Origin of the sequence: Aeromonas sp. R6-1 (assembly GCF_040908165.1) — a bacterium.
In the GTDB taxonomy this organism is placed as follows: domain Bacteria; phylum Pseudomonadota; class Gammaproteobacteria; order Enterobacterales; family Aeromonadaceae; genus Aeromonas; species Aeromonas caviae.
This window is the reverse complement of record NZ_JBFODF010000047.1, coordinates 1-20,707: the sequence shown is the minus strand read 5'-3', so window position 1 is coordinate 20,707 and position 20,707 is coordinate 1. Positions and strand designations below refer to the sequence as shown.

The 20,707-nt window shown below is 60.3% G+C and carries 19 protein-coding genes; 7 read left to right on the top strand and 12 right to left on the bottom strand.

Annotation, left to right across the window (positions count from 1 at the left end; genetic code table 11):
- The first annotated feature begins 34 nt into the window (after nucleotides 1-34).
- From cysD to cysC, 4 genes are all read left to right on the top strand, one after another.
- Nucleotides 35-1,003, top strand: coding sequence for a sulfate adenylyltransferase subunit CysD (gene cysD / locus AB5Y68_RS16205; RefSeq protein ID WP_052258884.1), 969 nt, complete (start codon nucleotides 35-37; stop codon nucleotides 1,001-1,003).
- Between the two features lie 24 nt (nucleotides 1,004-1,027).
- On the top strand, nucleotides 1,028-2,455 hold the full coding sequence (cysN, locus tag AB5Y68_RS16200) for a sulfate adenylyltransferase subunit CysN (RefSeq protein WP_010675597.1): 1,428 nt from the start codon (nucleotides 1,028-1,030) through the stop codon (nucleotides 2,453-2,455).
- Between the two features lie 4 nt (nucleotides 2,456-2,459).
- Nucleotides 2,460-4,184, top strand: a complete 1,725-nt coding sequence (locus AB5Y68_RS16195; RefSeq protein WP_039040834.1) for an SLC13 family permease — start codon at nucleotides 2,460-2,462, stop codon at nucleotides 4,182-4,184.
- Nucleotides 4,185-4,529: 345 nt separating this feature from the next.
- Nucleotides 4,530-5,123, top strand: a complete 594-nt coding sequence (gene cysC, locus AB5Y68_RS16190; protein ID WP_039040835.1) for an adenylyl-sulfate kinase — start codon at nucleotides 4,530-4,532, stop codon at nucleotides 5,121-5,123.
- A gap of 219 nt (nucleotides 5,124-5,342) precedes the next feature.
- Here cysC and AB5Y68_RS16185 read toward each other — a convergent pair whose 3' ends face one another.
- From AB5Y68_RS16185 to AB5Y68_RS16135, 11 genes are all read right to left on the bottom strand, one after another.
- Entirely contained in the window at nucleotides 5,343-7,019 is a 1,677-nt protein-coding gene (locus tag AB5Y68_RS16185) for a UvrD-helicase domain-containing protein (RefSeq protein WP_039040836.1), read from the bottom strand.
- Nucleotides 7,016-8,941 (bottom strand): ATP-dependent endonuclease, encoded by a 1,926-nt coding sequence (locus tag AB5Y68_RS16180; RefSeq protein WP_039040837.1) that lies wholly within the window; start codon nucleotides 8,939-8,941, stop codon nucleotides 7,016-7,018. The genes AB5Y68_RS16185 and AB5Y68_RS16180 overlap by 4 nt, the downstream gene beginning before the upstream one ends.
- Nucleotides 8,942-9,492: 551 nt before the next feature.
- Entirely contained in the window at nucleotides 9,493-11,121 is a 1,629-nt protein-coding gene (locus AB5Y68_RS16175; protein WP_039040839.1) for a PAS domain-containing methyl-accepting chemotaxis protein, read from the bottom strand.
- 237 nt (nucleotides 11,122-11,358) lie between these two features.
- A complete protein-coding gene (locus tag AB5Y68_RS16170) occupies nucleotides 11,359-12,207 on the bottom strand; it encodes a TIGR03899 family protein (RefSeq protein ID WP_010675590.1) in 849 nt (282 codons plus the stop codon).
- Nucleotides 12,208-12,328: 121 nt separating this feature from the next.
- Nucleotides 12,329-12,805 carry a DUF3299 domain-containing protein gene (locus tag AB5Y68_RS16165; RefSeq protein ID WP_010675589.1) on the bottom strand — a complete coding sequence of 159 codons (477 nt, stop codon included), beginning with the start codon at nucleotides 12,803-12,805 and terminating at the stop codon, nucleotides 12,329-12,331.
- A 31-nt stretch (nucleotides 12,806-12,836) separates the two neighbouring features.
- Nucleotides 12,837-14,084: an ABC transporter permease gene (locus AB5Y68_RS16160; protein WP_039040840.1), complete on the bottom strand. Its 1,248-nt coding sequence runs from the start codon at nucleotides 14,082-14,084 to the stop codon at nucleotides 12,837-12,839.
- A gap of 58 nt (nucleotides 14,085-14,142) precedes the next feature.
- Nucleotides 14,143-14,829, bottom strand: a complete 687-nt coding sequence (locus AB5Y68_RS16155; protein ID WP_368207355.1) for an ABC transporter ATP-binding protein — start codon at nucleotides 14,827-14,829, stop codon at nucleotides 14,143-14,145.
- A gap of 4 nt (nucleotides 14,830-14,833) precedes the next feature.
- Nucleotides 14,834-15,436 (bottom strand): DUF2796 domain-containing protein, encoded by a 603-nt coding sequence (locus tag AB5Y68_RS16150; protein ID WP_368207353.1) that lies wholly within the window; start codon nucleotides 15,434-15,436, stop codon nucleotides 14,834-14,836.
- 36 nt (nucleotides 15,437-15,472) lie between these two features.
- Complete coding sequence (locus tag AB5Y68_RS16145) at nucleotides 15,473-15,763, bottom strand: hypothetical protein (protein ID WP_080560573.1); 291 nt, start codon at nucleotides 15,761-15,763, stop codon at nucleotides 15,473-15,475.
- Nucleotides 15,764-15,806: 43 nt separating this feature from the next.
- Nucleotides 15,807-16,349: a YtfJ family protein gene (locus AB5Y68_RS16140; protein ID WP_010675585.1), complete on the bottom strand. Its 543-nt coding sequence runs from the start codon at nucleotides 16,347-16,349 to the stop codon at nucleotides 15,807-15,809.
- A 205-nt stretch (nucleotides 16,350-16,554) separates the two neighbouring features.
- Nucleotides 16,555-17,433 carry a hypothetical protein gene (locus AB5Y68_RS16135; protein WP_010675584.1) on the bottom strand — a complete coding sequence of 293 codons (879 nt, stop codon included), beginning with the start codon at nucleotides 17,431-17,433 and terminating at the stop codon, nucleotides 16,555-16,557.
- A gap of 123 nt (nucleotides 17,434-17,556) precedes the next feature.
- On the opposite strand from AB5Y68_RS16135, the gene AB5Y68_RS16130 reads away from it, so the two are divergent.
- Entirely contained in the window at nucleotides 17,557-17,907 is a 351-nt protein-coding gene (locus tag AB5Y68_RS16130; RefSeq protein WP_010675583.1) for a hypothetical protein, read from the top strand.
- 26 nt (nucleotides 17,908-17,933) lie between these two features.
- Here AB5Y68_RS16130 and ppa read toward each other — a convergent pair whose 3' ends face one another.
- Nucleotides 17,934-18,464, bottom strand: a complete 531-nt coding sequence (gene ppa, locus AB5Y68_RS16125; protein WP_005335667.1) for an inorganic diphosphatase — start codon at nucleotides 18,462-18,464, stop codon at nucleotides 17,934-17,936.
- A gap of 233 nt (nucleotides 18,465-18,697) precedes the next feature.
- On the opposite strand from ppa, the gene mpl reads away from it, so the two are divergent.
- The gene (mpl, locus tag AB5Y68_RS16120) at nucleotides 18,698-20,068 is read left to right on the top strand and encodes a UDP-N-acetylmuramate:L-alanyl-gamma-D-glutamyl-meso-diaminopimelate ligase (RefSeq protein ID WP_039040843.1); all 1,371 of its coding nucleotides are present in this window, start codon (nucleotides 18,698-18,700) and stop codon (nucleotides 20,066-20,068) included.
- On the top strand, nucleotides 20,065-20,676 hold the full coding sequence (locus AB5Y68_RS16115; RefSeq protein ID WP_039040844.1) for a flavin prenyltransferase UbiX: 612 nt from the start codon (nucleotides 20,065-20,067) through the stop codon (nucleotides 20,674-20,676). Before mpl ends, AB5Y68_RS16115 begins: the two co-directional genes overlap by 4 nt.
- Nucleotides 20,677-20,707: the final 31 nt, after the last annotated feature.

Genomic DNA, 20,707 nt, shown 5'->3' with positions numbered 1-20,707 from the left:
GCAGGTGCGTTAGCAATGAACCGAGGACCCAGACATGGACCGTGAAAGACTGACCCAACTGCAGCCATCCGATGCACAGAGCATCCGTGCAGGAGTCACCCGCGAGCGACTGACTCACCTGCAGCAACTGGAAGCCGAGAGCATCCATATCATCCGCGAGGTGGCCGCCGAATTTGAAAACCCGGTGATGATGTACTCCATCGGCAAGGACTCCTCCGTCATGCTGCACCTGGCCCGCAAGGCCTTCTACCCGGGCAAGATCCCCTTCCCCATGCTCCACGTGGACACCAACTGGAAGTTCAAGGAGATGATCAAGTTCCGGGACGAGACCGCCAAAAAGTTCGGGCTGGATCTCATCGTCCACAAGAACCCGGACGGTCTGGCCATGGACATCAACCCCTTCGTGCACGGCAGCAGCAAGCACACCGACATCATGAAGACCGAGGGGCTCAAGCAGGCGCTCAACAAATACGGCTTCGATGCCGCCTTCGGTGGTGCCCGTCGCGACGAGGAGAAATCCCGCGCCAAGGAGCGCGTCTACTCCTTCCGCGACAAGTCCCACCGCTGGGATCCGAAGAACCAGCGCCCGGAGCTGTGGCGCGTCTACAACAACCAGGTCAACAAGGGGGAGAGCATCCGTGTCTTCCCGCTCTCCAACTGGACCGAGCTGGACATCTGGCAATACATCTATCTCGAGAACATCGACATAGTCCCGCTCTACTTCGCGGCCATGCGCCCCGTGGTGGATCGCGGCGGCATCAAGATCATGGTGGATGACGATCGCATGCCCATCGGCCCGGAAGACGAAGTGAAGCAGGAGCTGGTGCGCTTCCGTACCCTCGGCTGCTACCCGCTGACCGGGGCCATCGAATCCAATGCCACCACCCTGCCGGAGATCATCGAAGAGATGCTGATCACCACCTCGAGCGAGCGGCAAGGGCGGCTCATCGACCACGATCAGGCCGGCTCCATGGAGCAGAAGAAGCGTCAGGGCTATTTCTAAAAAAATGTTCTAAGGAATCGCAACATGAACAACCACATTCAGACCGCCATCAGCGAACAGGGCATTGAAGCCTACCTGCACGCCCAGCAGCACAAGAGCCTGCTGCGTTTTCTCACCTGCGGCAGCGTGGACGACGGCAAGAGCACCCTCATCGGCCGCCTGCTGCACGACTCCCAGCAGATCTATGAAGATCAGCTCAAAGCACTGGAGTCCGACAGCCAGAAGCTCGGCACCACCGGCGAGAAGCTGGACCTGGCCCTGCTGGTGGACGGCCTGCAGGCGGAGCGCGAGCAGGGCATCACCATCGACGTGGCCTACCGCTATTTCTCCACCGCCAAGCGCAAATTCATCATCTCGGATACCCCGGGCCATGAGCAGTACACCCGCAACATGGCCACCGGCGCCTCCACCTGCGATCTGGCCATCATCCTGATCGACGCCCGCAAGGGGGTGCTGGATCAGACCCGCCGTCACAGCTTTATCGCGAGCCTGCTCGGCATCAAGCAGTTCGTGGTGGCAGTGAACAAGATGGACCTGGTGGAGTTCAGCCAGGAGGTGTTCGATCGCATCAGCTTGGAGTACCGCGAATTCGCCAAGAAGCTCAGCGTCGACACCATCCACATCGTGCCGGTCTCGGCCCTGGACGGCGACAACGTGGTGAACCCGAGCGACAAGCTGGCCTGGTACCAGGGCGAGACCCTGCTCTCCTTGCTGGAGTCCGCCGAAGTGGAGCGCGAGCTGGAGCGTCACCCGGTGCGCCTGCCGGTGCAGTACGTGAACCGCCCCAACCTCGATTTTCGCGGCTTCGCTGGCACCTTGGCCTCCGGCATCCTGCGGGTGGGCGACAAGCTTGCCGTGCTGCCGTCCGGCAAAGAGAGCACGGTGACCCGCATCGTCACCTTCGACGGGGATCTGGAGTACGCCCTGCCGGGTCAGGCCATCACGGTCACCTTCGCGGACGAAATCGACATCAGCCGGGGCGACCTGCTGGTGGATGCGGCGAAAAAGCCCCAGGTGACCCAGAACGTGCTGGCTCACATCGTCTGGATGGGGGAAGAGTCCCTGCAACCGGGCCGGGTCTATGACGTCAAGCTGGCCACCAAGAAGAGCCGTGGCCAGGTGGAGGCCATCCGCCACCGCATCGAGATCAACAAGCTCGACGAGCTGCCCGCTTCCGAGCTCAAGCTCAACGAGATCGGCCTGTGCGAATTCAGCCTCACCGACCCGGTGGCGTTCGACCCCTACAAGGAGATCCGCGACACCGGCAGCTTCATCCTCATCGACCGGCTGACCAACGTCACCGTCGGTGCCGGCATGATAGTGGAAGGGCTGGCGGCCAAGGTGATGGCAGGGCAATACAGCGAGTTCGAAGTGGAGCTCAACGCCCTGGTACGCAAGCACTTCCCCCACTGGCAGGCGCTGACCATCAGCAACGATTCCGGCAAGGAGTAAGCCCATGACCTGGCAACAATCCCTGGTGCTGGGTCTGCTGGCTGCCCTCGTCGCCCTGCTGATCCAGGGCAAACTCCGGCCGGCGCTGCTCTTCTCGGGCGCCGTGCTCATCACCTACCTGAGCGGCCTGGCGGACATCAACGCCGTGGTGGCGGGCTACACCAACAGCGCCCTGCTGACCCTGGTGTTGCTGCTGCTGGTGTCGCTCGCGGTGGAGAAGACTCGGGTCATGAGCTGGTTTGCCAACCTGGTGGGCACCGGCTCCTTCAACAAGGTGCTGGTGAAGGTGTGGTTTTCCACCGCCTTCCTGTCGGCGTTCGTCAACAACACCGCCGTGGTGGCGTCCATGCTGGGGGCGGTCAAGCGCAACCCCAACCATGCGCCCTCCCGGCTGCTGTTGCCCATGTGCTTCGCGGCGACCTTTGGCGGCGTGCTGACCCTGATCGGCACCTCCACCAACCTCATCGTCAACAGCTTCCTCATCAAGATGGGGGCCAAGCCGCTTGGCATGTTCGACTTCTTCATGGTGGGGGCGGGGACCCTGCTGACCGGCCTGGTTGCCGTGCTGCTGTTTGCCCGCCATCTGCCGGAGCAGGACACCGAGATGAGCCGGGAATCCGGCTATTTTCTCGAAGCCAAGGTGGGCCCCGGCTCGCCGATGGCCGGGCGCAGCGTCAAGGAGAACGGCCTGCGCAGCCTGAAAAGCCTCTATCTCGCCGAGATCATCCGGGGCAACCAGGTGATCTGCCCGGTGCAGCCGGAACACGAGTTGCACGAGGGGGACATGCTGCTGTTCTGCGGCGACGTGGAGAGCGTCGGCGTGTTGCAGGAGCTCAAAGGGCTGGATCTCTACGGCCAGCATCGCCTCAACGGCCAGCACCTGGTGGAGGTGATCGTCAGCCACAGCTCGCGCCTGGTGGGTCAGACCATCAAGGATGCGGAGTTTCGTACCCACTTCGATGCGGTGGTGCTGGCGGTGCGCCGGGGCGAGACCCAGCTCACCGGCGGCCTCGGCCAGATTGAACTGCACGCAGGGGACACCTTGCTGCTGGCCCCCGGCCCCAAGTTTGCGGGCAACAAGTCCCTCTCCCGGGAGTTCGTGGTGGTGAGCGGGCTGGAGGCCTCCACCCGGCTCGATGCCACGCGCAGCGCCGCCGTGGTGGCGGGGTTCCTCGGGGTGCTGACCCTGTCGGTGCTCGACCTGGTGCCGCTCTTCAAGGGGCTGCTGGTGATGCTGGTGGTGCTGCTCTTCTCCCGCATCCTGACCCTGGACGAGATCCGCCGTCGCTTTCCGCTGGATATCTGGCTGGTGGTGGGCGGGGCCCTCGCCATCGCCGATCAGCTGGAGAAGAGCGGCCTGGCCAAGCTCATCGCCGACTGGCTGATGGGGGAGTTCAACGGGGCCAGTCCCTTTATCGCCTTCGTGGGGATCTATCTGTTTACCCTGGTGCTGACGGAGCTGATGAGCAACAACGCGGCGGCGGCCCTTGCCTTCCCCATGGGATTCCAGCTGGCGCTCAGCATGGATGTCTCCACCATGCCGTTCATTCTGGCGGTGCTGTTCGGGGCGAGTTCCAGCTTTATCCTGCCCTACGGCTACCAGACCAACCTGATGGTCTATGCGGCGGGCAACTACAAGATGCCGGATTATCTCAAGCTGGCCCTGCCTGTCTCCCTGGCCTACAGCCTCGGGGTGATCGTCATGGTACCCCTGCTGTTTCCGTTTTAAGGTCTGATACCGGGGGATGTGTTAAGGGCTGCTTATGTTAACGCAGCTTTTATCAAGGCAGCTTATGATGCAGGGGAGTGCCAGGGCACTGGCATCCAGGCGTAAGCGCCAATCAGGGGGTGTTGCATGCGCAATATCAGGGCATCAGCACCTTGCCGCCTCATCGCGAGGCGGCTCCCCGCTGTAGCGGACAGTTTTCAGTATTGCGGCGTGAGCGCCAATCAAGGAGTGTTGGATGAGCAATGCCATGGCATCAGCACGTTGTCGACTGATAGTCCGAGGCGGCTCCCTGTGGTGCCGGACAGTTTAAGTTTTGAGGCGTGAGCGCCAATCAAGGAGTGTTGGATGAGCAATATCGTGTGGCATGCCCATGCCGTCGACAAACAGAGCCGGGCCGAGCAGAAGGGGCAAAAGCCCCTGGTGATCTGGTTCACCGGACTCTCCGGGGCGGGCAAGTCCACCCTGGCGGGGGCACTGGAGCAGGCGCTGGCCGCCTCGGGCAAGCACACCTATCTGCTGGATGGGGACAATGTGCGCCACGGCCTGTGCGGCGATCTCGGCTTCGATGACGCCGCCCGCCAGGAGAATATCCGCCGGGTCGGCGAAGTGGCAAAACTCATGGTAGATGCGGGCCTGATCGTCCTCACCGCCTTTATCTCGCCGTTCCGTGCCGAGCGGGATCTGGTACGCAGCCTCCTGGGTGCCGACGAGTTTGTCGAGGTGTTTGTGGATGCGCCCCTTAGCGTGTGCGAAGAGCGTGACCCCAAGGGGCTCTACAAGAAGGCGCGGGCGGGGGAAATTCGCAACTTTACCGGTATCGACTCCGCCTACGAGGCACCGGAAAACCCGGAAATCCATCTGCTGAACGCTGGCAAGCCGGTAGAGGCCATGGTGGATGAACTGCTGACGGCGCTAAGGCAGAGAGGGCTGACAGACTGAGGTCGATGTTCGCCACTGATCATCTATAGCAGAGGGGGCCTTGGCCCCCTCTTTATTTCCCTATTTCCCCGCAACGATTTATGTGTCGCTACAACCATTTATCCGTTGAACGTTTTTGATATCTTAGGATGCAATAAGCGTAGTGCATTGCATCGCAATGCCTAATTGTCGGGCTATTAAGCGTCAACCAATATTGCGGGTATGACGACCCTATTTTGCTTATGGTTCTTGTTTCACAAACGGTATGGTATAGCCGAAATATTCAGTTTGAGGTGTGCGATGCACATCCCAGCGCTTCGTATGTCCAGCTGGACGTTCTCGCTGATCCGCATGAGTAAGGACTAGGCGTTTTTTGGCACGTGAGACACCGACAAAAAAAGCACAGCGGTTTTCATCCTGATTTCCAAAGAAGTTCTCGTTTTCGATGGCCATGATGATGACCGAATCAAACTCAAGGCCCTTACTCTTATGGATGGTCAGTATTCGTACGGCTTGATCGTCTGAGAAGCGCTTAAGGGCTTGGGGCAAGTCAGGCTCCAGCGTTAGTAATTCTTCAATCTTGGTCTTAGTATCACGGATTACTTCGTTTAGCCGGTCACGAGACTCGTAATCAGGGGAAAGCGACATTAGTGTTTCAACACTGATTTGCTTCAGAAATATTTGAACAAACACCCACCAGCCAGAGAAAGGGGGGGCAACCAGCTCGTTAAGGGCTATTTCTTTTCGTTGCTGCTTGATCAGCCGATCAAGGTCTTTGCGCGCATTCGACGGAGTCTCGTCATTTGCAAACGGGATTAGCTGGTTCATGAGCCGAATCCATGATTTGGGCTCGCGCTGACCATAGAGGCAGGAAAGATAGTCCACGATCAAACGTGCTGCAGGCTCGACTGTGATGTCTTGCATCTGCTGCTCGTTGCGAAAGGGGATGCCACGAGCCTCCAGTGCCGTCATAAGGTGATCAGCGTACAGGTCAAGCTGATTACGAATCAGGACCGCAATTTCTGCTGGTGGCAGCTGTTCTGTGTTTATCCAACCTGCAATCAAATCTGCGAGGTAGTCTGCTTCTTGACGACTGTTTTCAAAGCGCCACGCGAATACCTCTCCTTCGTCGCCTGCAAGTTGCTCATCAGGCATGATAGAAGCTGGATCCAGCTTGCGAATGATCTCGTTCTGCAAGCGCAGCAAACGTGGTTGAGAGCGGAAGTTTCGGTACATATTGAGCGGAGTTGCTGCAAAATCAGCAACGAAGTCCTGAAAGATGCCTTCCAAAGCGCCTGCCCAGCCCATGATCTTTTGCTTGGTGTCGCCCACGGCGGTCAAGCGAATGTTCGTACCTTGAAAAGCGAGCTTGAGGAGTTCGTATTGACGATTTGTACAGTCCTGGAATTCGTCGAGGAAGACATCGCTGTAGGTTTGACGGATGGCATGTCGCGCGACAGGGGACTTTCTTAGAATCTCAATTGCCCATGGCACCAGATCGGAAAACGTGATCAACGTTCGTGATGGGCCAAGTTTCCGATCTGCAATTTGGTATCCAGCATCCAACGCATACTCACCAGTTAGCACAGGACGGAAACGATCGATGATGCGCTTGGCGAATGCGTGAAAGGTATAGCTGTCAAACCGCGTAGCAAGTTCTGAACCACAGCGTCGCTTGACCCGTTCTTTCAGGTTACTGCTGGCATCGACCTTGAACGAAATGGCCAGAATCCGTTTGGGATAGCGGCAGGTACCTGTGCGCAATAGGAAATCTGCCCGCTGTGCAAGCATTTCGGTCTTTCCCGCGCCTGGGCCTGCGGTAAGAGCAAGGCTGCGTGTTTGCTCCTTGGCTGCAATTAGGGCGTTGGGCTCAAGTGTCAGCCCATCTGCAGGTTCCCAAGTCTCGACGGTTATCATTCCGGCAGAACCGCGAGTTTGGTGATGACGGCATCTGCCAATCTGCTCAGGGATGCGGGCATGTTGGTCAGTAGTTCTGCATCAGTCAGCTGAGCCAATGCATCAATATGGGCTGCGGGTTTGCTACCAAGCTTGAAGCGCTGATGGTAAGTGTTAAATAGCTTCTGCTCATCTTTGCTGTACTGGCTTGCATCGTGGTGACTTTTACCCAAAACAGCTTTGATCGTGGATGCCTCAGGATCTTCCTTAACTACGCCATACGCATCTGGGTAAGCAAGTAACATGGCGAAATCGAGATCCATAGGAGCCGAGAAAAATACACCTCGACTCTCCAGCTCAAGAAATACGTCTTTCGTTCCTCCATCAAAATAGTGATGTGTTCGGACTGGTGTATCGGCTGTATCCCATTTCGGCAAAGTTAAAGCGGCAGGAAGTATTTTTGCCGGTTCAAACTTAAAGAGTTGATCATTCACGTACTTGATTCGTCCCCAACCAGCAGCATAGCGAGATACATCGAGGTCTAATAATGTCAAATATGGAATTTGCAGTGTGGAAAGTAGGCGCCAAAAGTGATTTACGTGACGTCCCCCCAAGGGGGCTATTGAAACCGCAGATTCATCAACAGGAGATCCCTTCGCTTTAAGAAGTCGTGGTAATACGATTTCTTCACTATCACCCTCTCCAAGAACAACAAGTCGCGAGAAATAAACCTCGGGAAAGGCTTGTACTGCCTCACGCACAAACTTGTGCGCTTCATCAGCTGTGTCTGGCAGCAGGATATGCGTGACTCGTGATGTTCGCTCTTCGGTCAACCTCAGATAACGGATATGTTCCGGAGCAACGCGCCGCAGCATGGATGGTGCGTGGGTAGCGATGAGCGCTTGTGCGTCACCTTGTCCGGTCATTCCATTGAGGGCATTGACGATTCGCCCAAGGTAGTGTGGCGAGAGACTGTTTTCTGGCTCTTCGAGAGCGACCACCGTAAAGACTGGTGGGCGCAGCTTGTCCGGATCGAATGAAGTATCTTCAGCCGCCAGTACAGCACGGCCAATCGCCTGCGAAGAGTGTACCAGTGACAGATACAGCATCGACTTCTGGCCGTCGCTAAGTCGTGAGAAATCGACCAACTGCTCCCCATGGCCAGGAGTGAAAGACACCGACATGTGCCGCAACAAGGCTTCGATCTCGGACGCAACAAAAGTGAGCTTGGGGTCGGCAAAGAAGTTGCCTTTGTGTAAAGCGCCCCATGCATTTCTCAAACTTGCGCTGAACGCATTGATTGATGGATTGCCCGCCAAGCTGTCACTGATTTGGTCGGTCAGTCCCTTGATGACTGTTCGCTCTGCATCCCAGTTCACCGCACGCAGCATGCGCCCCAGTAATGCATTGGCTCCATAGGCAATGTGATCGGCGGGATCACGGCGTGCGGGGAGGTAGTGGATATGTATATGGTTACGTTCCGCTCGGGGTACTTGGGTGGTGGTAAGTGGTGAGCCATCTGGATTGATGTCCAACACATAGACCATGTTTTCCTCTATATCCCCATCCAACCCCATGGTTGCATTAAGGCGAAAACGAATACGTGGTGTGCCATCGATCTCGTCGAGGCGCATATGACCGAAATGAGGTGCAACCGTGCTGTTGTCTCCGTCATCTTTTAATTCAGGGAATACAAAGTCGGCCTCGATCCATAACTGGCGCTCCGCCGGAGGCACTTCTTCGTTCAATGGGACATGAAAGTCTGAGCGCAGTATTCGACGCAGTGATGGATCAAAGGCAAACAACCGACACAAGGCCTGCAGTGCAGCTGTTTTGCCGGAGCCATTAGGCCCAATGAGGTAAGTCATCTCCTCCAATGGAATTTCGGTGGGTGCTGCCCCGAAAGATTGGAAGCTCGATAGGCGGAGGGTTTGCAGCTTCATTGGGCATCCTATGTCTTAGAACGAAGAGAATGGGGATCATCACCATGTTGAGTGATTCGTAGCAGGTTGCCGATTGCACATCTAACTCGGATGGCAAAGTTCTTGCCCGTGGATTCGCGGCATTTTACCTGTACTTTTGTGCAGGCTTGGCTCATGGCTGACTCCGACGAGAGGGTTGCCAAGCAGCTATGTTACCGAACGGCGCTGGGGAGAGAAGCGGAAGAGGGGCGTTTTCTGGGCAAGATCAACAAATTTATTAATAAGTCGGTGGTGATGGGTTTCTCAGCATTGGCCGTGCATCAGAGCAGGGTAGTGAAATCGAGGATTCACCCTGTTGAGTGCCCTGTCGCACAGCGGCCATTCAAAGCGCGGCAAGGGTAAGACGGTGGCAGCGGGAGTAGATAAGCGGCTGGCCGCCCTGTAACAGCGGGGTTGGATCTAGAGTTCTGTCCCAGCCTTATAATGTCGATGGGCCCCGTCTTGTGAGAGACGGGGCCCATGCTTTTTTGTATTAGCGCACGGTCTTTGGGTCTGGTTTGCTCCGTGAAGGCTTAGCGGGCCAGCAGAGGTTGGCCGCTGGTCAGGGCGGCACTGGTTGGCCGGGTGGCGGGATGCTGCTGGAACTGGCGCACCAGCCGCTCCAGATCCCCGAGCTGCTTCACGAGGGCAATGATGCCCTGCACGGCGTGGCGGCTGCCCTGGCTGGAGTCATCGGCCAGACGCTTGATGTCCAGCACGCTGTGATGGATGTCCTGGGTGACCAGGGATTGCTCCTGCATTGCCTGGGCTATCTGGTTGCTGCCTGCGGTCACCTGCAACAGGCGTTCACTTATCTGTTGCAGGATATCGCCGGTGGCGGCGGCCTTGAGGCGGCAACTGGCGGAGAGCTGTTCCCCTTGCGCCATGGCCTGCTGGGCATCGTCGGCGCTGGCCTGCAAGAGGCTTATCATCTGCTGGATCTCGCCGGTGGAGGATTGGGTCTTGATGGCGAGGGTGCGGATTTCGTCCGCCACCACCGAGAAGCCGCGACCGGACTCGCCCGCCCGGGCCGCCTCGATGGCCGCATTGAGGGCCAGCAGGTTGGTCTGGTTGGCGATGTTGTTGATGACGTCCAGGATGCCGTCGATGGCGCGGCACTGGCTGGCCAGCGCCTCTATCACGGCGCGGGAGGTGAGCAGCTCGCCGTGAACCCCTTCCACCGCCGCCACGGTATCGAGCACGCTGCGATTGCCCTCCCGAAACAGCACGGCGGTGTTGTCCAGGCTGTCCGAGGAGGCGCTCGAGCTGTGGGAGACCTCGCGAATGGACGCCGTCATCTCGGTGATGGCGGTCGCTACCTGGTTGGTCTGGGCCTGCTGTTGCTGCAGGTTGCCGGTGATGGACTCGGCATTGCTCAGATCCGTCTGCGCCGCCTGCACGATCTGCTGGCAAGTCTGCTGGGTTCGGGCCAGCACCGCATTGAACTCGGCCTGGTTCATCTTCATGGCGAGCTCGACGGCAGCCAGACGATCGACCCGGCCGGTATACAGCAGTTGCATCAAGGGGTTGTCGAAACGGTGGCGGGCCAGGGTCTCCAGCCGGGCGAGGCGCCGGGAGAGGATCTGGCAGATGACGAGCGCAACCACCAGGGGCAGGGCGCCGATGAGCAGTGGCCAGCCCGGGCCGTGCTGATAGCCGAGGGTGACCAGACTGGCCAGCAGTGCCATCAGGCAGAGGTGGATCCCCAGGGTGTGGCAGCAGGTGGGCAGGCGCAGGGCCCGGGGGGTCTTGCCGCGGCGCATCTCGTCATAGACCCGCTCCGCACGCTGTTTGACCGCGTCGTCCGGCGCCGTGCGCACCGACTGGTACTCCACCACCTTGCCGCTTGCGTCCTGAATGGGGGTGACGAAGGCGTTGACCCAGTAGTGATCCCCGTTCTTGCAGCGGTTCTTGACCGGGCCCATCCAGCTTTTGCCTTCCCGCAGATGGCGCCACATGTCGGCAAACGCCTGGGGCGGCATGTCGGGGTGGCGGACCAGGTTGTGGGGCGCCCCTTGCAGCTCCTCCAGGGTGAAGCCGGCTATCTGGCAGAACTCGTCGTTGGCATAGGTGATGCGGCTCTCCAGATCCGTGGTGGAAATCAGGTTCTGGTGCGACGGGTAGAGGCGCTCACGCTGGGTAACGGGTTGATTGACTCTCATGGTACTTCCTGCCTGACAGGGGAAAGAGAGTCTGGTTGCAATTCGTACACCAGAGTGCCCAAAAACGCTTAAATTGCGCTCTATATGTCTCTTTTGCGCTCAAAACCCGCAGAGGGGGGAACATGGCCCGGGCTCGCGTCCGCCCCTGCCGTCAGGATTCGCTTTTTGGGAGCCGTTTTGGCAATGGCGGGGCGGGTTTCGCAATTTGGCAAGGCGGGGCCGGGGCCTCCGCCAGCCTCAGGCGGGCAGATCCGGCTCGCTGACCGGGGCCGGCATCTGGGTCTCTATCTGCAGGTGGGTGGAGAGCAGGGTCTTCAGATCCTGCAGGTACTCCTCCAGGGGGGGCTCGTCCAGCAGCAGGGCAAGCTCGTTGCCTACAGGGGTGAGCCGGTAATAGAGCAGGGTGAGGTTGCTCTGGCGTTGGCGCAGACGCCAGCGCTGGTTGCCAAAGGCCAGCTCGACCCCGTCGGCGGGCAGGGGACCGGATTCGAGCTCGCCACGGTGCAGCAGCCCGAGATCGCACAGCAGCAGCAGGGCGCTGTAGGGCACCCGGTATTTGCCGAGCCCCATTCGGGTGACCTTGGCGCGACTGAGCAGGCTGGCCCCCTTGTGCATGCCCAGCAGCAGACGCTGCTCGTCGCTGCCCTCGTAGTGGCAGGAGAGGGCGCAGATGCGCTGGAACAGCTGGGCTTCGCGCTGGGTCATCTCCTTGAGGGTGTTGAGGGCACGGATGGAGAAGCGGCCCGGGGTCGCCACTTCCAGGGCGAAGATGCGACCCCACAACTGCTGCATGGGGGTCATGCTGATGTCTTCGGCCAGTTGCAGGAAGCGGGTGAGCCAGTCGCTGTCTATCTCGCCGCCGGCGGCGGTCTCTTCGCAGTGGCGCGCGGCCATCACCATGATGGATTCCAGATTGCGCTGGCGGGTGGCCTGCTCCGCCAGCTGGCGGAAGGTGGCGCGCTGCTCGAAGGTGCTGTCGCTGTTGCGGGTGAGCATGCCATCGATGCCGCGGCTGCGGGCCAGGCGCAGGGTCTGCTCCTGGCTGCTCAGGATGGAACTCTCTTTCTTGGGGGGCAGGTCAGCCATGCTGGCTCCGTGATGGCAAGGTCTGGTAGTGAATGTTACTCCAACCAAATCCATGAACAATCCCTTTGCCGGGGTCGTCACGGGATAAAAAAATGGCCTCCCGGGGGAGGCCATCAGGGGCTCACTCTTCGTAGACGCTGACCTCGACCGCGTCCATGGAGTAGGAAGCGGTGGCCATCTCGTGGCTGGAGCTGACGGTGTGCATCTTGCCCTTGACCCAGATGGCGTCCCAGAGGTCATCCACCGGCGCTCCCTTGGGGTAGCTCACGTAGATCACCTGGTTGGTGGGCGGGGGCGGCACGTGAATGCAGGCACCGAAGTAGGGGACCAGCAGGAAGGCGGTGATGGTCTTGGCATCCCCTTCCAGGGGCACCACGAACCCGGGGATCCGTACCTCCTGATTGTCCAGCTTCTTGTTGACGCCCCCCACCGGCTGGGGCACCGAGGAGAAGTCGCCGTCATGGCTGACCTGGGGCGGTGGCAGCAGTTTTTCCCCCTCCGGGATGAGGATATCCCAGTCGATGGTCTTGTAATCTGCAGCCATGGCAGGCAGCACCAGCAGGCTGGCCAGCAGCGCCACTATTTTCCACTTCATCATCTGTTCTTCTCTCTTGGTCGGATGCGTCGGGTCAGACGCGAATGCTCATGCCGTCGCTCAGGCTGTAGCGGTAAGCGCGGGCGGCAGGCAGCAGCCCGATCACCATGCCCGCCAGCCAGACCAGGCCCAGCAGTTGCCACTCATAGGCGCTCGGCAGACCCAGGCTCATTTGCAGGCCATAGTGGCTGAGCAGCCAGGGGCTAGCAAGCCCCTGACCGAGATAGAGCGCGGCCACCCCGAGGGCGATGCCCGCCGTGGTGAGTGCCATCGCCTCCAGCGCCAGCAGCAGGAAGAGATGGGCAGGGCCCGCCCCCAGGGAGCGCAGAATGGCGAGCTCGCGGCGCCGCTCGTTGAGGCCGGCGAGCAGGGTGGTCAGCATGCCGATGAGGCCCGCCACCACCACAAAGCCCGCGATCACCGACAGGGCGGTCTCCGCCACGCTCATCAGCCCCCAGAGCTCCTGCAGGGCGGCTCCCGGCAGGATGGCCATCAGGGGCTCCCTGGGATAGGTGTTGACGCTGCGCTGCAACTGGAACGCCAGGATCCGGTTGCTCAGCCCCACCATGAAGGCGGTGATGGTCTTGGGGGTGAGATCCAGCGCCATCGCCTGTTCCGGGGTCACGTTCTTGCTGTGACGACCGGTGTCCCAGCCCAGGTGGATCGCCTCTATGCCCGCCAGCGGCACATGAATGGTGCGATCGATGGGGGTGCCGGTGGGGGCCAGGATCCCCACCACCTTGAACGGCATGTTGTCGTGCTGGCTGAACGAGGTGTTGCCGGCGCCATGGGCGATGACGATGGATTGATCCAGGTGATAGCCGAGCTTTTCGGCCACCTGGGCACCCAACACCGCTTCAAACGGTGTTTCGAAGGGGCGGCCTTCGCGCAGAACGAGCGCCTGCTGCTGGCCGTACTTCAGGTGGGTGAAGTAGTCCCCGTTGGTGCCGAGCACGCGAAACCCCTTGTGGGAGTCGCCAAGGGAGAGGGGGATGGTCCAGGCGATACCGGGCCTGGCCTTGATGGCCTGGTAGGAGTCCCAGCCCACGTTGTTGGTGGGGTTGCCGATGCGAAACACCGAATAGAGCAGCAGGTTCACCTGGCCGGAGCGGGCGCCGACGATGAGATCGGTGCCGGAGACGGTGTTGGCGAAGCTATCCCGTGCCTGACTGCGCACCCGCTCCACCCCGAGCAGCAGGGTGACGCTGATGGCGACGGCCAGCAGGGTGAGCCCGGCGGTGAGGCGACGGGCCCAGAGACTTTGCAGGGCGAGTTTCAGCATGAAAGCCTCCGCAGTGAAGGGGAGATGGCCGGACGGGCTGCGAGATGATGGCGTGTGGTCATGCCGCCCTCCGGTTGAGCTGTTGCAGGTTCTCCACCCGGGGGAAGAGGGGCTCCAGATAGGGATCGTGACTGACGAAGACCAGGGTAGACCCCTGCTGGTCGCACTCCTCGAACAGCAGTCGGATGAAGGCGGCCCGGTTGTCAGTGTCCAGGGCCGAGGTGGGCTCGTCGGCGATCACCAGAGGAGGGGAGCCTATCAGGGCGCGGGCGGCGGCGACTCGCTGCTGCTGGCCGATGCTGAGGGCGTGGACGGGGCGATGGAGTGCCTCATCCGGCAGTTGCAGTTCTGCCAGCAGGCGGCGCGCCTCCTGCTCGGGGCTCCCTGTCAGGCGGGCCCGCTTGGCGGGTGAAAAGGTGAGGGCAGCGGTGACGTTGTCCTGCACCGAGAGAAACGGCAGCAGATTGAACTGCTGGAAGATGTACCCCAGATTGGCCGCCCGGAACTGGTCACGGGCGCGGCCGGAAAGCCGGGCCAGGGGCTGGCCCAGCACCTCCAGGGTGCCGTGGTTGGCGGTCTGGATACCGGCCAGCAACCCGAGCAGGGTGGACTTGCCACAACCCGATGGGCCCTTGATGAAGACGCGCTCACCCTCGTGGATGCGAAGGGCGGGCAGATCGAGGACGGCTTCGTGACCCGGCCAGGCAAAGGCCAGATCACGGATCTCAACCACGGCATGTTTCATGGTGTTACCAGCCCAGTTTGTTGGCGGACGGAGTCAGTTCGGCGGCGGTCTGGCCGGTGGGCAGTATGCCCTGCACGCTCAGCTTCTCCAGGCTCGGGTAGAGGCTGAACAGGGTGGCCTCGAGACCGGTGAGCTTGGCCGGGGTAGCGCAGGTGTAGGTGTACATGGCCCCCATGTCCGCATGGCCCGCGTCGTCGTGATGGTGTTCATCGTTAGCGCCATCAGCCTTGTCGTGCTCGTGCTCGTGCTCGTGCTCGTGCTCGTGCTCATGGTCATGGTCATGATCTTCCTTGGCGGCCTGCAGCTCCTGCTGGGTCAGCTTGCAGCCGGCGGCCGGGTCGAAACGGAAGAGGGCGTCGGGCTGCTGGAGGCGGGCCACCGCCTTGGCATACTGCGCTTTCTCCTCATCGGTGTTGGCGGCATGCTCGAAGCCCACCAGATCGGCGGCAGGGGCCTGCAACTCGATCATCAGCTGGTTGCCGTCGAGGACCAGGTTGAGGTGGCCGTGACCGTGCTCATGGGCACCGTGGCTGTGGCTTTCGTGTTCGTCGTGATGGGCCTGGGCGCCGAAGGCGGCAGCGGCCAGCAACAGGGTGACTGCTTTCATCGTTAATCCTTTTGAATAAATAGAGAAAAGATTGGTTCAAAAAAAGAAACAATGAAGGGGCGGTGGGGCGCGGATACGGCGATGTCCCGTGGTGCCGGTGGCCGCCCTCGGTTGGGGAGTGCCGATATACCGGTCGATGCCAGAGGAGAGGGGAGGGAGAACGGGGGTCGGCGTCAGTGCCAGCTTGCCATCCAGATGCAGGACGCAGAGGGTGCAGGTATGACCGTGATCGGGCAGGGCTGCTTCAAGAGGGTGCTGTGCCAGCGCCGGTTGCATCCACAACCAGCCCAGCAGCAACACCCAGATTGTCAGTGTGGAACGACCCATAGACCCTTGTGGAAAGGGCGCCATCAGCGCCCTTCTCTCTGATTCAGAGATGGGACTGGATGAGCCCCATCACCTTGGTTATCTCGGCGGCATCGAGCTGGCCATCTTTGGCAAACAGCACCTTGCCCTCTTTATCCAGCAGTATGATGGCCGAACTTTCCGGGGTGAGCGCCCAGGCGTTGCGGGCCATCCCCTTGGCATCCAGCACCATGGCGGACCAGGGGAACTCTTTCTTGCTGTCCTCGGCACTGCTCTTCACGAAACCGGACGTGCCCCAGATGGCGTCATTGCTGTTGATGATGGTGACGGTCTGGTACTTGTCGTGGGGCAGCTTGGCCGCCTTGATCGCCTCGATCATGGGGGCATTGAGCTCCTTGGCGCTGGAGCGACCCGCGATGTGCTGGATCAGGAAGACCTTGCCGGTCAGGACCTTGCTCTGCCAGGGCTGATAGCTGATCTCCTTCTCCTTGAGCACCAGCTCCCCCTTGTCGCTGATGTTGACCAGCGGCACCTGGGTTGATTCCTTGATGTTGTGGGCCATGACCAGGGTTGGCAGCAGCGCCAGAGTAAGCACGAGATGTTTCATCCGGATGACACTCCTTTGTGATGTTATAACGATTTTTGGGTCGAGGGAATGGGACCCTGAACATCCTAAACTGATCGGATCTGTTTAAAAAGTGTTAAATAATGCAGGGTGCGACGGTGATCTTGTCAACATGGTCGCCATCCCCCCAATGACGGCGGCAAGAATGGCATGTCATCCATCAAAAGCAAGTGATGGTCAGAAGAGGCTAGTAGAGCGGTTCGCTGATCAAGGGAATCTGGGCCATGGTCATCTGCTGGGCCAGCAGGGGAGAACCGGTGAGCAGCACGTGGCGCTGATTGCCGATCACCAGGGTGTCTCCCTCAAGGCCGCTGTCGGCCGTGATGGCGAGCCAGGCCGGCGAGACGCTGCCGATGCTGATGTTCGGATAGATGATGCTGAGGCTGTACTGGGGTGCCAGCTCCGCCAGCAGACTGGCCATGAGCAGCGCCTTCTCGTCGCTGTCGGCCTTGTTGTCCTGCAGGGCCTGCAAGGGCGGAGCGAAGTGGTCCATCTGCTCGGGCGGGGTGGGGATGCCGCTCAGCCACTCCTGCAGCAGGGTGACGCTGGTGGCGAGATCCTTGGCCGAAAACTGCTGTGCCAGGGGTTTGAGGTCTCCCTTGAACTGATAGAACAGCTGGGAGTAGTTGGGGCGCACGCAGGGCAGCTTCTGATTGGCCGGGTGAACGCAGGGCTGGACCCGCATCTCGTAGAAGGCGTCCTCCTGATATTGCCGGTAGGCCTGCCAGAACTGGGCGGATTCGAGGCTGCTGTCGTGCAGGGTAAAGGCCTGTTCCAGGTTGCGGAACTTGGTGGCCGTCTCCGGGCTGTGCTGGTTGATCTGGTTGATGCTGTTGTAGAGGCGCGGACTGATGTAGGAGTAGAGTGTTTCCAGCGGGAAGTTGAGGGCGGTGTCGAGCTGTGTCATCTCGTGACGGCTGGCTGAAAAGGTGCGCTCATCTGCCGTCAATTGCAGGTGCTTTTGCTGACCATCCGCAGATTGCCACTGCCAGCTCAGGTTGATCTCGTTGGCCTGCGCCATGGTGCCGAAGAGCAGACTGCACAGAAAGCCTTGTGCCAGTTTCATGGTGCGCCTCCGCCTGGGTTGATAATAAACAACTAGGTGAGTGACCGGCATTTGGATTGGTCTGGTGACAGATATATTGGTAATTATCTGATCTGACTTTAAATTTAATTCAGGAAATAAGTCATGGGGGAAATCATCATGAAGCTTGTTTCACGGTTTCTGCTGATATTGGTGGCCACGCCGGCGCTGGCGGGGCAGGTCATCGTCAATCAGGGATTGTCCAGCGCGGATACCTTCGCCCTGCGGGATCAGCTGGCCCGGGAGCATGAATGGCAGGAGTGGCTGCGCTTCCAGCAGGCCATCAAGTGGCTGGAGGTGCTGCCGGTCAACTGCGATCTGGTGGGAGGTGCCGGTCAGGAATATCGCTGCGGTGATGACTATTACCGCCCCTATCGGCAAAACGGGCGCGACCTCTATATCCAGGGGGATCCCCCCGGAGCGTCCCCGCAACGACCCATAAAAAAGGCGCCATAAGGCGCCTTTTTTTGCGAGGGATACGCTTATTTTGCAGCGTAACGCTCGGCAGAGGTCTTGATCTCGGCTTCGGCAGCGGCCTTGTCGCCCCAACCTTCCACCTTGACCCACTTGCCCGCTTCCAGCTCTTTGTAGCGCTCGAAGAAGTGCTGGATCTGGGCTTTCAGCAACTCGGGCAGATCGTTCACATCCTGGATGTGATCGTACTGCTTGGTCAGCTTGGAGTGGGGAACGGCCACGATCTTGGCGTCTTCGCCTGATTCGTCGGTCATCTTCAGCACACCGACCGGGCGGCAACGGATGACGGAGCCGGCCAGCAGCGGGTAGGGAGTCGGAACCAGCACGTCGACCGGATCCCCGTCCAGGGACAGGGTGGCGTTCACGTAACCGTAGTTGCACGGGTAGAACATCGGGGTGGACATGAAACGGTCAACGAAGATGGCGCCGCTGTCCTTGTCGACTTCGTATTTGATCGGGTCGGCGTTCTGCGGGATTTCGATGATGACGTAGATGTCGTCAGGCAGGCTCTTGCCGGCCGGTACCAGGTTCAGGCTCATGACGTTTCCTTTGAGTGTTGGAGTCAAGTTTGCAGGCCGACATTATAGCGATGTCCCGTCAAATGACCATATTTCAAGGGCCGGGTGGCGTGGCGGAGGGGAGCTTTTCCCCGCGCTTGCCCGATTTCTGTCGTCTGCGGGCGCCGATGCCTTCGCTCCCCATGGGCGCGGCTTGTGCCACCGGGTCAACAGACCCTAGAATGCGCACTCCCTTTACTGGAAAAGGCAGCGGTATGCACATTCACATTCTCGGGATCTGCGGCACCTTCATGGGTGGTCTGGCGGTGTTGGCAAAACAGCTTGGCTATCGGGTGACCGGCTCCGACGCCAACGTCTATCCCCCCATGAGCACCCAGCTCGAGCAACAGGGCATCGAACTGACCGAAGGCTACGACCCCTCCCAGCTCGATCCTGCGCCGGATCTGGTGGTGATCGGCAACGCCATGAGCCGTGGCAACCCCTGTGTGGAATATGTGCTGGACCGCAATCTGCCCTATATCTCCGGCCCTCAGTGGCTGCTGGAGCACGTGCTGAAGGATCGCTGGGTGCTGGCCGTCGCGGGCACCCATGGCAAGACCACCACCGCCAGCATGCTGGCCTGGGTGCTGGAGTATGCCAAGCTGGAACCCGGTTTCCTCATAGGCGGCGTGCCGGGCAACTTCCCGGTTTCCGCCCGTCTCGGCTCGGCTCCCTTCTTTGTGATTGAAGCGGACGAATATGACTGCGCCTTCTTCGACAAGCGATCCAAGTTTGTCCACTACCACCCGCGCACCCTGGTGATGAACAACCTGGAGTTCGACCACGCTGACATCTTCCCGGATCTCGCCGCCATCCAGCGCCAGTTCCACCACCTGATGCGCACCGTGCCGAGCAACGGCCGGGTGCTCTTCCCCAAAGGCGATGACAACCTTACCGCCGTGCGCGAGATGGGCTGCTGGAGCGAGGTGGAGCTGGTGGGCCAGGACGACGCCAAGTGGAAGGCGGTGAAGCTGGCCGATGACGGCTCCGCCTTCGAGGTGTGGCTGGATGGCGTGAAACAGGGGGAGGTGCACTGGGAGTGCATCGGCGAGCACAACGTCAACAACGGTCTGATGGCCATCGCCGCCGCCCGTCATGCCGGTGTCATGGTGGAGCACGGGATCAACGCCCTCTGCCAGTTCAAGTCCCCCAAGCGGCGCATGGAGCTGAAAGGGGAAGTGGCCGGCATCAGCGTCTATGACGACTTCGCTCACCACCCCACCGCCATCGAGACCACCCTGGGCGGCCTGCGCGCCAAGGTGGGCAAGGCCCGCATCCTGGCGGTGCTGGAGCCCCGCTCCAACACCATGAAGCTCGGGGTTCACAAGGAGGAGCTGGCCGGTTGCTTCGACGGTGCCGACGAGGTGTTCTTCTTCCAGCCCCCCAACATCGGCTGGGATCTGGGGGAGGTGACGGCCCACATGACCCGGCCTGCCCGGGTATTCGAGGCCCTTGATGCCCTGATTGGCGCCCTGGTGGCCGAGAGCCGCCCAGGGGATCATATTCTGATCATGAGCAACGGCGGGTTTGGCGGCATTCACGACAAGCTGATCGCCCGCCTCAAGGAGCTGCAGAGCGCATCATGAACAAGGCCATCACCCTGGCGCTGACCGGCGCCTCCGGCGCTCCCTATGCCCTGCGCCTGCTGGAATGCCTGGTGCAGACGGACTATCGGGTCTTCCTGCTCGCCTCCTCGGCGGCCAGGGTTGTGCTCAAGACCGAGCAGCAGCAGGATTGGCCGGGCTCCCCCAGGGAGCTGTCGGCGTACCTCTGTCGCCAATATGGTGCCAAAGAGGGTCAGATCGTCGCCTGCGGCAAGGAGGAGTGGTTCTCGCCGGTAGCTTCCGGCTCGGCGGCCCCCAAACAGATGGTGGTCTGCCCCTGCTCCATGGGTACCGTCTCGGCCATTGCCAACGGCACCTCGGACAACCTGCTGGAGCGCGCGGCAGACGTGGTGATCAAGGAGCGGGGCCAGCTGATTCTGGTGCCCCGGGAGAGCCCCTTCTCGGCGATCCATCTGGAGAACATGCTCAAGCTTGCCCGTCTTGGCGTGACCATCATGCCGGCGGCGCCAGGGTTTTACCATGAACCCAAAAGCATCGAGGATCTGGTGGACTTCATGGTCGCCCGCATCCTCGACCACCTGGGTGTCGAGCATGAGTTGACCAGTCGCTGGGGTTATGCCAACCACTGATACGGTGGGGAGCGGACAAAAAAGCGGCGCC

Bases quoted from the DNA above. Each gene is read 5' to 3' on its own strand.
- AB5Y68_RS16115 (WP_039040844.1), top strand. From the start codon at position 20,065: ATGAACAAGGCCATCACCCTGGCGCTGACCGGCGCCTCCGGCGCTCCC.
- AB5Y68_RS16135 (WP_010675584.1), bottom strand. From the start codon at position 17,433: ATGAAACTGGCACAAGGCTTTCTGTGCAGTCTGCTCTTCGGCACCATG.
- AB5Y68_RS16140 (WP_010675585.1), bottom strand. From the start codon at position 16,349: ATGAAACATCTCGTGCTTACTCTGGCGCTGCTGCCAACCCTGGTCATG.
- AB5Y68_RS16130 (WP_010675583.1), top strand. From the start codon at position 17,557: ATGGGGGAAATCATCATGAAGCTTGTTTCACGGTTTCTGCTGATATTG.
- AB5Y68_RS16165 (WP_010675589.1), bottom strand. From the start codon at position 12,805: ATGATGAAGTGGAAAATAGTGGCGCTGCTGGCCAGCCTGCTGGTGCTG.
- mpl (WP_039040843.1), top strand. From the start codon at position 18,698: ATGCACATTCACATTCTCGGGATCTGCGGCACCTTCATGGGTGGTCTG.
- cysD (WP_052258884.1), top strand. From the start codon at position 35: ATGGACCGTGAAAGACTGACCCAACTGCAGCCATCCGATGCACAGAGC.
- AB5Y68_RS16175 (WP_039040839.1), bottom strand. From the start codon at position 11,121: ATGAGAGTCAATCAACCCGTTACCCAGCGTGAGCGCCTCTACCCGTCG.
- AB5Y68_RS16180 (WP_039040837.1), bottom strand. From the start codon at position 8,941: ATGAAGCTGCAAACCCTCCGCCTATCGAGCTTCCAATCTTTCGGGGCA.
- cysN (WP_010675597.1), top strand. From the start codon at position 1,028: ATGAACAACCACATTCAGACCGCCATCAGCGAACAGGGCATTGAAGCC.
- AB5Y68_RS16160 (WP_039040840.1), bottom strand. From the start codon at position 14,084: ATGCTGAAACTCGCCCTGCAAAGTCTCTGGGCCCGTCGCCTCACCGCC.
- AB5Y68_RS16195 (WP_039040834.1), top strand. From the start codon at position 2,460: ATGACCTGGCAACAATCCCTGGTGCTGGGTCTGCTGGCTGCCCTCGTC.
- AB5Y68_RS16155 (WP_368207355.1), bottom strand. From the start codon at position 14,829: ATGAAACATGCCGTGGTTGAGATCCGTGATCTGGCCTTTGCCTGGCCG.
- AB5Y68_RS16150 (WP_368207353.1), bottom strand. From the start codon at position 15,436: ATGAAAGCAGTCACCCTGTTGCTGGCCGCTGCCGCCTTCGGCGCCCAG.
- AB5Y68_RS16145 (WP_080560573.1), bottom strand. From the start codon at position 15,763: ATGGGTCGTTCCACACTGACAATCTGGGTGTTGCTGCTGGGCTGGTTG.
- ppa (WP_005335667.1), bottom strand. From the start codon at position 18,464: ATGAGCCTGAACCTGGTACCGGCCGGCAAGAGCCTGCCTGACGACATC.
- AB5Y68_RS16170 (WP_010675590.1), bottom strand. From the start codon at position 12,207: ATGGCTGACCTGCCCCCCAAGAAAGAGAGTTCCATCCTGAGCAGCCAG.
- AB5Y68_RS16185 (WP_039040836.1), bottom strand. From the start codon at position 7,019: ATGATAACCGTCGAGACTTGGGAACCTGCAGATGGGCTGACACTTGAG.
- cysC (WP_039040835.1), top strand. From the start codon at position 4,530: ATGAGCAATATCGTGTGGCATGCCCATGCCGTCGACAAACAGAGCCGG.